Here is a 14,107-nt window from a genome sequence, read left to right on the forward strand (position 1 = left end):
GGCAAAGGCAGAAGCTCAACCCTCGCGAGCCCCGGTTAACCCTTGAAGCCCTTCAGGAACTCACCCGTCATCCCCACCGCGGCCTTGGAACTGCCCGCGTCCTCGATCAGCACCGCGAAGGCCACGTTGCCGCGAAACCCAGCGAACCAGCCGTGTGACTGCGTGCCGTCCCCGAACTGTGCCGTGCCCGTCTTCCCGTGCACCGCACCAAATCCGCTCAGCCCCTTCGCGGTCCCAGTGGTGACCACCTCCCGCATCATCCCCTTCAACTGCCCCGCCACCCCGGACGGCAGTGGCGTGGCCGCCTTGTTCACCGCGGTCTGCTGTCCGCGGACCAGGCTTGGCACGGGGGGTTTGCCGTTGTTGGCGATGGTGGCGCACACCAAAGCCAGACCGAACGGGCTGGTCTGCACGGTCCCCTGCCCGAAGCTGGCTTCCACCTGGGCGGCACCTGCTGCGGGAGTGGGGACGTTGCCGGTGTTGGTCTTGATGCCGGGGACGTCGAAGTCCGCGCCGATGCCGAGTTGGCGGGCGGCCTCGGGAAGGGCGGTGGTGGGGAGGTCGGCGGCGAGGTTGGCGAAGGTGGTGTTGCAGGAGCGGGCGAAGGCCGTGCGGAGGGGGACCTCGCCCAGGTCGAACTTCTCGTCGTTGCGGACTCGGCGTTGTTTGATGGTTTCTTCGCTGGGGCAGGGCAGGACGGTGCCCGGGTCGGCTTTGCCCGCTTGCAGGACCGCGGCGGCGGTGGCGATCTTGAAGGTGGAGCCGGGGGCGTACAGGCCGCTCAGGGCTGGGACGCCTTTGGTGTCGGCGGCCGTGTTCTGGGCGATGGCCAGTAGTTCGCCGGTGTTGCGCATGGCGACGATCATCGCGGGGCGTTTTTCGCCGTTGACCGCCTTCTGCGCGGCCGCCTGCACCTGGGGGAGCAGGGTGATGCCGACGTTCTTGGCCGCCTTGCCCTTGTGCTCGGCCAGTACCGCGGCCTGTTTGCCGTCCGGCTCCTTGACGAGGAGCTGCCAGCTCGTCTCGCCCTTGAGGTCGCCGGCCAGCGCGCGGCGCACGGCGGGCAGCACCGACGGGGACAGGTCGTTGTCGGCCACCGGTTTGCCGTCGCCGCCCAGGAGCTCGCCGTCACCGCTGGCCGTGGTCAGCGCCAGGGTCCGGCCCGCGGTCAGCTGGGGGTGCAGGGCCTCCGGGGTCCAGCGCACGGCCCAGCGGTTGTTCTCCTTGCGCAGCTTCAGCTCGTGTTCGTACTGCCACACCCGGCCGCCCTCGAACTCCCAGCGGGCGGTGAAGGGCACCGTGAGCTCGGTGTCCTCCGGCTTGGGCTGAGGCGGGGCCTTCGGCTTGGCCAGGATCTTGCTGGGGCGGCTCTCCGGGGCGGGGTTGCGCAGGGACTTCAGGGCCGGTTCGGCCGCGCCCCGGTCGTCGGTCAGGGCGGCTGAGCTGCTGATGTCGTTGTTGGCGAAGGCGGAGAGGAAGCCGTTCGCCGCCTCCGTCGCCGACACCGGGGACCGGCTCGCGGTGGACGAGCCGGGCTTCTCCTCCGCCTCGCCCGGCCCCCACAGCACCAGCACCCCGGCCGCGGCGGCGACCGCGGCAACCACCGCCCCGCCGGTTAACACCCAGGTGCGCGCACGCTTGCTGACCAAGTGAATCCCCCCAAATCCGGTGCGGGCTCCTACCACCCGCACCCGGGGACACTAGCCAGTACTTGAGCGGCTGCTCAATAGGTAGTTCTACTTCGGGTCATTCGAGCACCGGGATCAGCGGCTGGTAGCGGGTCATCAGGCCCTTGTTCGCCTCGTCGCCGCCGACCATGTTCGCGCTGCGCCACAGCGGCAGCTGGATGTCGGCCTTGGTCGCCGCGTCGTGCAGGCCGACCAGCAACAGGTTCCACAGGAAGCCGTTGGCCAGCGAGGACAGCGGGGCGGTGGCGGGGGAGTCGGCGGGGTAGCTGGCGTCGCCGACCCGGACCAGGTTGTCCAGGACCACCGTGGACTCCGCGGCCAGGGTGGTGCCGGAACGGCTCGGGGCGGCGGCGCTGGCCTCGCGGGAGGTCACCGCGACCACCGGGCGGCCCGCGGCGACCGCGGCCTTGGCCAGCTCCACGGGGTAGGGGTTGACGCCGGAGGTGGAGAAGACGATCAGCAGGTCGTCCGGGCCGAAGGGCTGCTCGCCCAGGGTCTCGGCGGCCAGGCCGGAGCGGCGCTCGGCCGTGGTGCTGGCCCTGGCGCCGTGCATCGGCAGCAGCTCCGGGTGGTAGATCGGGCGCACGTTGGCCAGGCCGCCCGCGCGGTAGAAGGTCTCGGCCACCGCGGCCAGCGAGTGCCCGGCCCCCGCGGTGTGGATCAGGCCGTCGGCGCGGACCACCTCCAGCAGCAGGCCGACAACCTGCTTTACCGCCTCGGCGTTGGCCTCCTCCACTCGCTGGAGGTGCTCGTGCACGGTGGCTGCGTATCCCATGGGGCTCCGTCCGGGTCCGGCGAAAGTGGTCCATACCACTCTGCCGTCCGTGTCAAGATCCGTTCATCCCATGTTCTTCCTGAAACCGGTTGCGTGGCGAACAGTGGATGTGTTCGTATGAACAGGTGGAAAGTGTGCAACGGCACGAGATGATCCTGACCGCTCTCCGGGAGCGCTCCCGGATAACGGTAACGGACCTGGCCGAGCTCACCCAGTGTTCGGAGATGACCATTCGCCGCGATCTCGACGCGCTGGAGCGGGACGGCCTGCTCCGCCGGGTGCGCGGGGCCGCGGTGAGCATGCTGGCCGGTGAGGAGACCCCGTTCGCGGTGCGCAGCCGCCAGCACGTGGACGCCAAGCGCCGGATCGGGCTGGCCGTGGCCGGGCTGCTCGACGACGGCGAGAGCGTGGTCTTCGACAGCGGCACCACCGCGCTGGAGGCGGCCAGGGCCGCCACCGGCCGCCGCCTGACCGTGCTGCCGCTGTCGCTGCACATCGCCGCGGCCTTCGAGCAGGCCGAGCACGTGCACCAGGTGCTGCCCGGCGGCGACGTGCGCAAACCCGAGCAGGCCTTCATCGGGCCGCTGACGGAGTACGCGCTGGACCGGATGCGCTTCGACACCCTGGTGCTGGGCTGCTGCGGGGTCAGCGGCAAGGACGGGGTGACCGCGTACGACCTGGCCGAGTCCCAGGTCAAGCGGGCCGCGGTGCGCGCCTCGGCGCGGGTGGTGGCCGCGGTGGACGCCTCCAAGCTGGGCAGAAGGGCCTTCGCCAGGGTGTGCGAGCTGGATGCGCTGCACGTGCTGGTGACCGACTCGGCTGCTCCGGAAGACGAACTGGACCAACTACGCAAAGCTGGAGTGGAGGTGCATTGTGTCTGAAACCGGCGTGGTCGCTCCTGCGCGATCCGCACGGGCCGCCCGACTCGTGCTGTCGGGGGTGTTCGCCCTGCACGCGACCCTGTTCGCGACCTGGACACCGTACATCCCGCTGGTGAAGGCCAAGCTCGCGCTCAGCGACGGCCAGCTCGGCATCGCGCTGCTGGGCGGCCCGGTCGGCGCGCTGCTGGCCATCCTGTGCACCGGGGCGCTGGTGTCCTGGCTGGGCAGCCGCCGGGTCATGGTGATCACCGCGATCGGCTACGGCCTCTCCGCCGGCCTGCTGGGCCTGGCCGACTCCCTGTTCACGCTGTTCCTGGCGCTGGCGGTGTGGGGGGCGTTCCAGGGTTCGCTGGACGTGGCGATGAACGCGCAGGCGGTGCTGGTGGAGCGGGAGTACGGCCGCTCGGTGATGTCCAGCTTCCACGCCTGCTGGAGCCTGGGCGCGGCCACCGGTGGCGCGCTCGGCGGCCTGGCCATCTCCGTCGGCCTGCCGCTGACCACGCAGATGCTGCTGGTGGGCGTGCTCGTGCTGATCTTCGTCCCGGCCACCGTGAAGCTGGCGCTGACCGGGGACCGCTCGGCCAAGCACGAGCGCAAGGAGAAGGGCGGGGTGTCCTTCCCGTTCAAGGACGGCAAGCTGCTCGCCCTCGGCGCGCTGATGCTGGCCGCGGTGCTCTGCGAGGGCGCGGCGGCGGAATGGTCGGCGCTGTACATGAAGGAGAACCTGGGCACCTCGCCCGCCTTCGCCGGGTTCGCCTTCAGCGCCTTCGCGCTGAGCATGTTCCTGGGCCGGGCCATGGGCGACCGCTGGGTGGTCCGCTTCGGCGGCCGCGCGGTGGTCGGCACGCTGGCCGCGGTCGCGGTGGTGGTCTTCACCGCGGCCCTGCTCATCGGGCACCCGTGGGCGGCGCTGCTGGGCTTCGCCACCCTGGGACTCGGCGTGGCCTGCGCGGTGCCGGTGGTCTTCAGCAGCGCGGCCGCGCTGCCAGGACGCCATGCCGCACAGGCGATCGCGGCGGTGTCCGCGGCGGCCTGGCCCGGCTTCCTGCTGGGCCCGCCGATGATCGGCGGGCTGGCCCAGGCCTTCACCCTGCCGGTGGCGCTGTTCGTGCTGCCACTGCTGTGCGTCGGCGTGCTGGTCGGCGCCCGGTTCACCTTGCGGGGCAAGGAAAGCAGCTCCTGATCCGGGTGGGGCGCCGCCGCGCCCCACCCGGTCACCAGGACCAGAGGAAGCCCAGCCAGGGAGCTTCGGGGGCGGCCTGGCGCCATTCGAGGCTGCTCGCGCACGGGGCGGCGTCCAGGCGGCGCAGGGCCAGCGTGATCCGGTCCTGGCTCTCCGCGAGGTCCAGGTTCACCACGACCGCCCGGTCGGTCCCGGACAGCACACCGGAGCTGGCCCGGCCGTTGGCGCTCAGCGTCCAGCCGATCTCGCTGTCCGGGCACTCGGCGCGGTCCCTGACCAGCACCCCGCCCAGGTGGTCGGTGTCGCTGCGGCTGGTGGTCCAGGTGGTGCTGACGCCGCTGTGCGCGGCCAGCCGCCAGCGGTAGTCCCGTTCCCTCGGACAGGGCAGCACCCCGTCCAGGCCCATGGCGGCCTGGCAGGTGTAGGTGGCCTCCTCGGCGGGCACCGTGCCCTCGGCGTAGCTGAGCTGCGGCCGCAGGTGCGGGGCGGCGATCAACGCCAGCAGCCCGGTGACCAACAGGGCCACCATCGTCAGCGCTGACAGGACCAGCAGCCGTTCACCACGCACCACCGCCCCAGATCAGCACACCGGCGAGCAGGACACAACCGACAACTCCGGCAATCGGGATCCACCGGGGCGGCCGGAACTCCGGTTCCAGGGTCCAGGCCGCGGCGTTGGCCACCGCGTAGTAGAGCAGCACGCCGAAGGAGGACAGCCCGATGGCCTGCCGCAACTCCAGCGCCGCCGCCGCGCTCGCCGCGACCACCCCGACCACCAGTTCGGCGTGGTGCGGGACCCGGTGCTTCGGGTGCACCGCGGCCAGCCAGCGTGGCAGGTTCCCGTCCCGGGCCATCGCCAGCGCGGTCCTGGACACGCCGAGGACCAGCGCCAGCAGCGAGCCGAGTGCGGCCACCGCGCCGAGGATCGCGATCAGCCAGCCGTGGTCCCGCAGCGGCGTGGCTTCCAGCACCGTGCGCAGCGGCGCGGGGGAGGCGGCCAGCCCGGCCGCGCCGACGGTGGCCAGCGCGGCCACCGCGAGCAGCGCGTAGACCGCCAGCGCGATGCCGAGGGCGAGCGGGACCGCGCGGGTGAGGGTGCGGCGCGGGTCGGTGACCTCCTCGCCGAGGGTGGCGATCCGGGCGTACCCGGCGAAGGCGAAGAACAGCAGCGCGGCCGCGGTCAGCACGCCGGTCGGGGAGTGCGGGACCAGCCGGTCGGCCTGCGGCGACCCGGTGGTCAGCGCCAGCACCGCCAGCCCCACCAGGGAGACCAGCACGATCGTGACGACCACCCTGGCCAGCCGCGCGCCGCGCTGCACGCCGAAGTAGTTCAGCGCGGTCAGCCCGAGCACCGCGGCCACCGCCACCGGCCGCGCGTAGGACGGCCACAGGTACTGCCCGACGGTCAGCGCCATGGCCGCGCAGCTGGCGGTCTTGCCGAGCAGGAAGCACCAGCCCGCCAGGTTGCCCCACAGCGGACCGAGCCGCTCGCGGCCGAAGACGTAGGCCCCGCCGGAGGTCGGGTAGCGCAGCGCCAGGCGCAGGGTGGAGGTGGCGTTGCAGTAGGCGATCAGCGCGGCCAGCGCCAGCGCGGGCAGCAGCCCCGCGCCCGCGGCCGCCGCGGCCGGGCCGAGCACGCTGAACACCCCCGCGCCGACCATCGCGGCCAGTCCGACGGTCACCGCGTCGGCGGCGCCCAGCCGCCGCGCCAGAGGAGCGCTCACGGGTGCATGATCCACCCTCCCGCCCCGAGGGTTACCATTAACGTGTTGTGAACACTGGTCGGGGAGATGAAAAGCGCAGGTCGACGCGTCGTGAGCTGCTCGCTGACACGGCGATCGAGGTGCTCGCGCGCGAGGGCGGCCGAGGGCTGACCCACCGCGCGGTCGACCGTGCCGCCGAGGTGCCGCTGGGCACCACCAAGAACTACTTCCCGACCCGGGACGCGCTGCTGGCCGCCGCGGCCCGCCGGATGGCCGACGAGCACGGCGAGGCGGTGCAGCGGCTACGCGAGACCACCCCGGCCGGCGTGACGCCCAGCCAGGTCAGCGAGCTGTACCCGGCGCTGCTGCACCGGGCCCTGCAGGGCGACCGCACCCAGATCCTGGCCATGTTCGAGCTGTACCTCGAAGGCGTGCGCCGTCCCGAGGTGCGCGCCGCGCTTGGTGAGATGGTGCACGCCAACGCCGCGGCCATCGCCGAGGTGCACCGGGCCGCCGGGCTGGGCACCACCACCAAGGACGCCGGGCTGCTGGACGCCTACCTGCTCGGCGTGGCCATCTCGCTGCTCGCGCTGCCCTCCGACACCCTGCGCGCGGTCGGCATGGACGACCCGTACGGGTTGGGTCTTGGGCTGTTCGCGGCGGTCGTGCCCGGACTGGACCAGCCGGAGGACACGGACCGCGACGGGCAAGCCGAACACGCCTGATCAGGTCCAGCCGATCGGGCACTGTCCGCTCATCCCCGCCTTTGCCTAGGGTTTTGGCCAGGGGTGTGATCATGGGCGGTCTGTCACGGCGGAGCTTGCTCGCCGGCGGTGTGGCACTGGGCGGCGCGGCCGCGCTCGGCCTGGGCGCGGGACAAGCGGCAGGGCGATCGCCCAGGGCGAGTGCCGGGTCGGTGCTCGTGCTGGGCGGCGGCATCGGCGGGCTGACCGCCGCGCACGAGCTGGCCGAGCGCGGGTTCGCGGTCACCGTGCTGGAACGCAAGGAGCTCGGCGGCAAGGCGCGCAGCATCCCGGTGCCCGGCACCGGTCAGGGCGGTCGTCCTGACCTGCCCGGCGAGCACGGTTTCCGGTTCTTCCCCGGCTTCTACCGCAACCTGCCGGACACGCTGCGCCGGATCCCGTTCCCCGGCAACCGCAATGGCGTGCACGACAACCTGGTGGACGGCTCGATGTTCCGGCTGGCCCGCACCGGCGGCCGGTTCGACCTGTTCGTGCCGCTGAAGCTGCCCTTCCCCAGCCTCGATCCGGTGGTGCTGCTGCCCGCGCTGATCGCGCTGCTGGACACCGCCCTGCGGCTGCCGCCCTGGGAGACCGCGCACTTCGCCAACCGCCTGGTCGTCTACCTGACCAGCGGTGACGAGCGGCGCCTCGGCCAGTGGGAACACACCCCGTGGTGGGACTTCCTGGGCGCGCGCTCGCGTTCGGCGGAGTACGGGCAAATCTTCGGCATTGGCCTGACCAGGCTGCTGGTCGCGATGCGCGCGGAGGAGGCCAGCTCGCACACCGTCGGCCTGATCCTGGAGGCCTTCCTCAACACCGCGCTGGGTCGCGGCAACGACGGCGCGGTGGACCGGGTGCTCAACGCGCCCACCAACGAGGCCTGGATCGACCCGTGGATCACCCACCTGCGCTCCCTCGGCGTGCGCTTCGAGACCGGCACCGCCGAGCGCCTGCACTGTGCGGGCGGCCGGATCACCGGGGTCACCGTGCGCACCGCGGCCGGCCGCACCCAGGTGAGCGCGGACCACTACGTCAGCGCGGTACCGGTGGAGCGGGCGCTGCCGCTGTGGGGACCCGACGTGCTGGCCGCCGACCCCCGGCTGCGGCTGGTCGGCGAGCTGCGCACCGAGTGGATGAACGGGGTGATGTTCTACCTGCGGCGCAAGCTGCCGCTGGTGCACGGGCACGTCAGCTACGTGGACACGCCGTGGGCGCTCACCTCGATCAGCCAGGCCCAGTTCTGGCGCGGCGGCGACCTCACCCGCTACGGCGACGGCAGTGTCCGGGACTGCCTGTCCACGATCATCTCCAACTGGGACGCACCCGGCATCGTGCACCACAAACCGGCCCGCTTCTGCACCCGCCAGCAGCTGCACGACGAGGTCATCGCCCAGCTGGAGGCGAGCCTGGAGGACACCGGGGAGAACCTGTTGCGCCCGGCCGACGTGCACTCCTGGTTCCTGGACCCGGCGATCACCGAGCTGGGCGCGCCGGGCGGGGCACGCAGCGACGAGCCGCTGCTGATCAACCCGGTGGACTCCTGGGCCCGCCGCCCGGACGCGGCCACGAGGATCCCGAACCTGTTCCTGGCCGCGGACTTCGTGCGCAACAACGTCAACCTGGCCACCATGGAAGGGGCCAACGAGGCCGGGCGGCTGGCCGCGAACGCGGTGCTGGACGCGGCCGGGTCCAGCGCGCCGCGGGCCCGGCTGTTCACCCTGTTCCGCGCGCCCGAGCTGAGCGGACTTCAGGAGGAGGACACCCGGCGTTTCCGCGCCGGCCTGCCCAACCTGTTCGACCAGGGCTGAGCCGCTGGTCACACCCCGGCCCCCAGCGATCGTGCCAGGCGGGCGGGGATGGAAGGATTCAGTGCCGTGAAGACGTTCGACCAGCTGTTCGCCGAGCTCACCGAGCGGGCGAAGACCCGGCCAGAGGGCTCGGGCACCGTCGCGGCGCTGGACGCCGGGGTGCACGCCCAGGGCAAGAAGGTGCTCGAAGAGGCCGGGGAGGTGTGGCTGGCCGCCGAACACGAGTCCGATGAGGAGCTCGCCGAGGAGATCTCCCAGCTGCTCTACCGCCTCCAGGTGCTCATGATCGGCCGGGGACTCACCCTGGACGACGTCTACCGGTATCTCTGACCACCACTAACACGGAGTAGGACGCCATGTTGCGTGTCGCGGTGCCCAACAAGGGCACGCTGTCCGGTTTCGCCAGCGAGATGCTTGCCGAGGCGGGTTACCGGGGCCGACATGAGCAGCGCGACCTGACCGTGCTCGACCCGGTCAACGACGTCGAGTTCTTCTTCCTGCGCCCCAAGGACATCGCCATCTACGTCGGCTCCGGCGAGCTGGACATGGGGATCACCGGCCGGGACCTCGCGCTGGACTCCGGCGCGCCGGTCAGCGAACGGCTCGCGCTGGGCTTCGGCGGCTCCACCTTCCGCTACGCGGGCACCGCGGGCCGGGAGTGGACGGTGAAGGACCTCGACGGCAAGCGGGTGGCCACGGCCTACCCGAGGCTGGTCAGGGCGAGCCTGGCCGAGCACGGGGTCAGCGCCGAGGTGATCCGCCTGGACGGCGCGGTGGAGATCTCCATCCAGCTCGGCGTGGCCGACGCGGTGGCCGACGTGGTCGGATCCGGCCGCACCCTGCGCCAGCACGGCCTGGTGGCCTTCGGCGACCCGATCTGCGTGTCCGAGGCGATCCTGGTGGAGCGCGCGGGCGCGGCCGAGACGCCGGAGAAGGCGCAGTTGGCGGCCCGGATCCAGGGCGTGGTCTTCGCCCAGCAGTACCTGATGCTGGACTACGACTGCCCGCGCACACTGCTGGACGACGCGGTGAACCTGACCCCGGGTCTGGAGTCGCCGACGGTGGCTCCGCTGGCCGATCCGCAGTGGGTGGCGGTGCGGGCGATGGTGCCGCGCAAGGAAGCGAACCTGATCATGGACCGGCTGTCCGCGCTGGGCGCCAAGGCGGTGCTGACCTCGGACATCCGCTCCTGCCGGCTCTGAACAGGCCGACGGCGCCCCGGCTCATCACCGGGGCGCCGTCGTCGTTCGGTCAGCCCTTGCGGCGGCTCAGCTCGGCTGAGGCGGCCTTGGCCAGCAGCTCCAGGTCGGCGTCGGAGAGCTCGCCCACCTCGGGCAGCCCTTCGTTCTCGGCGGCCTTGCTGATCAGCTGGGCCAGCGGCCCCGCGTGCCGGACGCCCTCGACGCCGGGACGGAGCAGTGCGAGCAGCTCCTCCACCGCGCCCTTGACGTCGTGCAGCATCGCCGCGGTGCGGCCCGTGTTGCGCTTGCCCGCCTCGCCGAGCAGGACCGCGTTCGCGGCCTCCAGCACGACGGCCTGGTCGTGATCGGACAGAGCCATGAAAACACCCCCGTGTGAGCTGGAACCACCGGCTTTGGCCATCACCAGGTCCCAGGGAAAATGTGGTCCGGGATCCCAGTGGGAGCCCTCTTTCTTGCCCACCGTCCAGTCGTGGTGCCCGATGACCCCGGACTCGCCGGCCGCTACCTGGGCCGGGGTGAGCTTGCGCAGCGGGATGCCCCGCGCGCGGCAGCGTTCGCCGATCCACTGCGCGGTGAGTTCCAGCATCCGTGGGTGCTGGAGCCATTCCGCCCTGCTCCACTTGGCGAATCCGCACAGCTCGGCGTTGTCACTGATCGGATTCCCGGAGCGCAGTGTCCACGCTGCCCGGTCGTAGCCGACGTACTGCTCGATCCGCCGGTCGTCGATGCCGACATGGCTGGACGCCTGCGTCTTGCCCTGAAAGAACCGGCCGAGTGACTCGACCGTGCGGGCGCCCTCCGCGGTGTGCACCACGACGAGCCGGACCCGAGCGCCCCCGCGCCCGCTGTGATGCGGAGATGGAATCCCCATGTTTCCCCCTGGCAATGATCGAATTACGCCGGGAAACGGATACCGGCGAACCGATGGCTCCGTTATAGCGAAACGATCTAGGGGGTGCGCGCGAATTGCGCGGAACATTGGGCAAATAGGCGAATGCGTGCCCAATGGGGCAGTTGGCGGATCAGTCCGTCCGGTCCAGCACGGTCTCGGCTTCCGCGGCGGGCTCCGGCCAGCCGGGGTAGGCGGGCGGGGTGCCGCCGAACTCCGGGCACAGCGCCTTGTGGTTGCAGTAGTCGCACAACCGGCTGCGGCTGGGCCGGAAGTCGCCGGTGCGGCCCGCGGTCAGGATCGCCTGCCAGATCGCGGAGACCAGGCGCTCGAAGCGGCGCAGCTCGGCCTCGTCCGGGGTGTACTTCAGCGTCTCCCGGTTGGCCAGGTACATCAGCTGGAGCTGCCTGGGCACCACGCCACGCAGCTTCCACAGCGCGAGCGCGTAGAACTTCATCTGGAACAGCGCCTTGGCCTCGCCGATCTCCCGCGGCGCCGCGCCGGTCTTGTAGTCGACCACCCGGATCTCGCCGGTGGGGGCCACGTCCAGGCGGTCGATGTAGCCGCGCAGCAGGACCCCGTTGTCCAGCTCGGTCTCCACCAGCAGCTCACAGGCCTCCGGCTGCAGACGGCGCGGGTCCTCCAGCCCGAAGTAGGCGTCGAGAAGGCCGCGCGCGGAGTTCAGCCAGGGCTCCTGCTCCGGGTCGTCCGCGCCGGTGAACAGCTCCTCGGCCAGCTCGGGCCGCTCCTGCTGCAACCGCTGCCAGGCCGGTTCGATCAGCGCGTGCGCGGTGGCCGGCACCCGCTCGGCGGCCGGCTTGGCGAACAGCTCCTCCAGCACCGCGTGCACCAGCGTGCCGCGCACCTGGGCCTTGGTGGCCTTCTCCGGCAACCGGTCCACCGCGCGGAAGCGGTAGAGCAGCGGACACTGCTTGAAGTCACCGGCCCTGGACGGGGACAGCGCGAGCCTGCGCGTGGCCTGTCTCGGCACCGGCACCGGCACCGGCACCGGCACCTGCGCCTCGCCGAGGGCGGGCTCGGTCGAGGGCGTCGCATCCCGCGCGGTATCGGTCACGCTCTGCACCATAAGCCAGACCCCTGACAGCGGTGCGTGCGGAGCGCCGTCACGGCGACACCACACCCCAAGACCTAGGCTCACCGGTCGTGACGACCATCCACGGCCGAGGCGGCCGTCCGCGCCTGCGTGACGGTGGCCTGCTGCTGGGCAGGGTCGGCGGCGTGCCGGTGCTGCTGGCCCACTCCTGGTGGCTGCTGGCGGTGGCGATCGTGGTGCTGTACACGCCGCTGGTGGAGATGCTGGTGCCCGGCACCGGCCTGGTCACCTCGGTGCTGCTGGCCGCCGCGTTCGCGGTGCTGCTGGCGGTGTCGGTGCTGCTGCACGAGCTGGGTCACTGCGTGGTGGCGCTGCGCCTGGGCCTGCCGGTGCGCCGGGTCCGGCTGCAACTGCTGGGCGGCGCGGCCGAGCTGGTCCGCACCCCGACCAAACCGGGCCAGGAGGGCTGGGTCGCCGCCGCGGGACCCGCGGTGTCGGTCGGCCTGGCCGCGCTGGCCGGGCTGGCCCTGCTGCTCGTCAGCGACGGCGGCGTGCTGTGGCTGCTGGTGCTCCAGGTCGCGGTGGCCAACGCCGCGGTCGCCGTGGTCAACCTGCTGCCCGGCCTGCCCTTGGACGGCGGCCGGGTGCTGCGCGCCCTGGTGTGGGCGGCCACCGGCAAGCGGATGACCGGCACCAGGGTCGCCGTGGTCGGCGCGGGCGTGGTGGCCGCGGCGATGGTCTGGTGGGCGGTGATGGGCCTGGCCGCGAACACCCCTGACCGGTGGCTGCGGCTGGCGGTGTGCGTGCTGATGGCCTGGTTCGTGGTGATCGGCGCCGGCGCGGAGATGGCCAACGAGCAGCAGCGCACCTGGCCGGAGGGCCTGACCCTGGCCGCCCTGGTCCGCCCCATCCTGCAACTGCCAGCGGAAAGCCCGGTCGCCGACGCCCTGGACGCCTCCGCCGGCCGGGGCGTGGTCCTGGTCCGCGCCGACGGCGTGGCCGCGGGCCTGCTGGATGCCGCCATGGCCGCCCGCCTGGCCGCGACCAGCCCCCTGGCCCCGGCAGAGCGGGCCGCCGAGCCGATCAACGCCGAGACGGTCATCCTGGACTCCGAACCCGGCGAGGAGGTCATCGACCGGGTGCGCGGCACCGCGGCGTGGCAGTTCCTGGTCGTCGACGAGGACGGCCGCCCGGCCGGGGTATTGCACCGCGAGGACCTGCGGGACGCCCTGCGCCGACGCCGGGGCTAGGATCGTGCGCCAGCTTGAGTAGGCGCACGTCGCGCCAGTAGTGCGGAGGTAACACCCGGTGAGTTCCACCAGCGGCCCGTTCCAGCCCGGCGACCGGGTGCAACTCACCGACCCGAAGGGCCGCAAGTACACCGTTGTCCTGGAAGAGGGCAAGGAGTACCACACCCACCGCGGCGCCATCCCGCACGACGCCCTGATCGGCCAGCCCGAGGGTTCGGTGGTCAACTCCGTCGGCGGCACCACCTTCCTCGCCCTGCGCCCCCTGCTCTCGGACTACGTGCTGTCCATGCCAAGGGGCGCCCAGGTCATCTACCCCAAGGACGCCGCCCAGATCCTGATGTGGGGCGACATCTTCCCCGGCGCCCGGGTCCTGGAAGCAGGCGCCGGCAGCGGCGCCCTCACCTGCTCCCTGCTCCGCGCGGTAGGCGAGAAGGGCAGCGTCACCTCCTGGGAGATCCGCGAGGACCACCGCGAACACGCCGAACGCAACGTCACCCGCTTCTTCGGCGAGGTCCCGCCCAACTGGACCCTCACCCTGGGCGACGTCAGCGAGTACGACGGCGGCGAGGTGGACCGGGTAATCCTGGACATGCTGGCCCCGTGGGACGTCCTGCCCACCATCGCCAGCAAACTGATCCCCGGCGGCGTGCTGGTCGTCTACGTGGCCACCACGACGCAGCTGTCCAAGGTGACGGAAGCGTTGCGGGAACAGGAGATGTGGACCGAGCCCCAGGCCTTCGAGACCCTGATGCGGCCATGGCACGTGGTGGGCCTGGCGGTCCGCCCGGAACACCGGATGGTGGGCCACACGGCCTTCCTGCTGACGGCCCGGAAGCTGGCCGACGGCGTGATCACACCGAAGCCGCAACGCCGGTCGAGCAAGGGGTAACCGGGGCTCGCGAAAGGGTTGAGCTTTTGCCGTTGCCTTGCT

The 14,107-nt window shown here is 72.0% G+C and carries 14 protein-coding genes; 8 read left to right on the plus strand and 6 right to left on the minus strand.

The genetic code is table 11. From position 1 onward, the window contains the following. Positions 1 to 35 precede the first annotated feature (35 nt). Positions 36 to 1,649, minus strand: a complete 1,614-nt coding sequence (locus ACWDY5_RS40730; RefSeq protein ID WP_449727471.1) for a penicillin-binding transpeptidase domain-containing protein — start codon at positions 1,647 to 1,649, stop codon at positions 36 to 38. Between the two features lie 97 nt (positions 1,650 to 1,746). Further along, positions 1,747 to 2,463 (minus strand): sugar isomerase domain-containing protein, encoded by a 717-nt coding sequence (locus ACWDY5_RS40735; RefSeq protein WP_449727472.1) that lies wholly within the window; start codon positions 2,461 to 2,463, stop codon positions 1,747 to 1,749. Between the two features lie 149 nt (positions 2,464 to 2,612). On the opposite strand from ACWDY5_RS40735, the gene ACWDY5_RS40740 reads away from it, so the two are divergent. Both ACWDY5_RS40740 and ACWDY5_RS40745 read left to right on the plus strand, forming a co-directional pair. Next, a complete protein-coding gene (locus ACWDY5_RS40740) occupies positions 2,613 to 3,344 on the plus strand; it encodes a DeoR/GlpR family DNA-binding transcription regulator (RefSeq protein WP_449727482.1) in 732 nt (243 codons plus the stop codon). 58 nt (positions 3,345 to 3,402) lie between these two features. After that, positions 3,403 to 4,527: an MFS transporter gene (locus ACWDY5_RS40745; protein ID WP_449727473.1), complete on the plus strand. Its 1,125-nt coding sequence runs from the start codon at positions 3,403 to 3,405 to the stop codon at positions 4,525 to 4,527. A 31-nt stretch (positions 4,528 to 4,558) separates the two neighbouring features. Here the strand turns inward: ACWDY5_RS40745 and ACWDY5_RS40750 are convergent, their stop codons facing one another. Beyond that, positions 4,559 to 5,095 carry a hypothetical protein gene (locus tag ACWDY5_RS40750; RefSeq protein ID WP_449727474.1) on the minus strand — a complete coding sequence of 179 codons (537 nt, stop codon included), beginning with the start codon at positions 5,093 to 5,095 and terminating at the stop codon, positions 4,559 to 4,561. After that, a complete protein-coding gene (locus tag ACWDY5_RS40755) occupies positions 5,085 to 6,251 on the minus strand; it encodes an APC family permease (RefSeq protein ID WP_449727475.1) in 1,167 nt (388 codons plus the stop codon). Before ACWDY5_RS40755 ends, ACWDY5_RS40750 begins: the two co-directional genes overlap by 11 nt. A 47-nt stretch (positions 6,252 to 6,298) precedes the next feature. Between ACWDY5_RS40755 and ACWDY5_RS40760 the strand changes: the two genes are divergently transcribed. From ACWDY5_RS40760 to hisG, 4 genes are all read left to right on the plus strand, one after another. Then, entirely contained in the window at positions 6,299 to 6,955 is a 657-nt protein-coding gene (locus ACWDY5_RS40760) for a TetR/AcrR family transcriptional regulator (RefSeq protein WP_252486833.1), read from the plus strand. 71 nt (positions 6,956 to 7,026) lie between these two features. Further along, positions 7,027 to 8,781, plus strand: coding sequence for a hydroxysqualene dehydroxylase (locus ACWDY5_RS40765; protein ID WP_449727476.1), 1,755 nt, complete (start codon positions 7,027 to 7,029; stop codon positions 8,779 to 8,781). 66 nt (positions 8,782 to 8,847) lie between these two features. After that, positions 8,848 to 9,111, plus strand: a complete 264-nt coding sequence (locus ACWDY5_RS40770) for a phosphoribosyl-ATP diphosphatase (protein ID WP_252486831.1) — start codon at positions 8,848 to 8,850, stop codon at positions 9,109 to 9,111. A gap of 26 nt (positions 9,112 to 9,137) precedes the next feature. Continuing rightward, complete coding sequence (gene hisG / locus ACWDY5_RS40775; protein ID WP_449727477.1) at positions 9,138 to 9,983, plus strand: ATP phosphoribosyltransferase; 846 nt, start codon at positions 9,138 to 9,140, stop codon at positions 9,981 to 9,983. Positions 9,984 to 10,032: 49 nt separating this feature from the next. On the opposite strand, the gene ACWDY5_RS40780 is transcribed toward hisG, so the two are convergent. Together ACWDY5_RS40780 and ACWDY5_RS40785 are read right to left on the minus strand one after the other, a co-directional pair. Beyond that, positions 10,033 to 10,962, minus strand: coding sequence for an N-acetylmuramoyl-L-alanine amidase (locus tag ACWDY5_RS40780; RefSeq protein WP_449727478.1), 930 nt, complete (start codon positions 10,960 to 10,962; stop codon positions 10,033 to 10,035). A 43-nt stretch (positions 10,963 to 11,005) separates the two neighbouring features. Then, positions 11,006 to 11,959 (minus strand): RecB family exonuclease, encoded by a 954-nt coding sequence (locus ACWDY5_RS40785; protein WP_449727479.1) that lies wholly within the window; start codon positions 11,957 to 11,959, stop codon positions 11,006 to 11,008. 77 nt (positions 11,960 to 12,036) lie between these two features. Here ACWDY5_RS40785 and ACWDY5_RS40790 point away from each other — a divergent pair, with 77 nt between their 5' ends. Together ACWDY5_RS40790 and ACWDY5_RS40795 are read left to right on the plus strand one after the other, a co-directional pair. Then, on the plus strand, positions 12,037 to 13,176 hold the full coding sequence (locus ACWDY5_RS40790) for a site-2 protease family protein (RefSeq protein WP_449727480.1): 1,140 nt from the start codon (positions 12,037 to 12,039) through the stop codon (positions 13,174 to 13,176). A 58-nt stretch (positions 13,177 to 13,234) separates the two neighbouring features. After that, positions 13,235 to 14,065, plus strand: coding sequence for a tRNA (adenine-N1)-methyltransferase (locus ACWDY5_RS40795; RefSeq protein WP_449727481.1), 831 nt, complete (start codon positions 13,235 to 13,237; stop codon positions 14,063 to 14,065). The last annotated feature ends 42 nt before the right edge of the window (positions 14,066 to 14,107 follow it).

Source organism: Crossiella sp. NPDC003009, assembly GCF_053591555.1.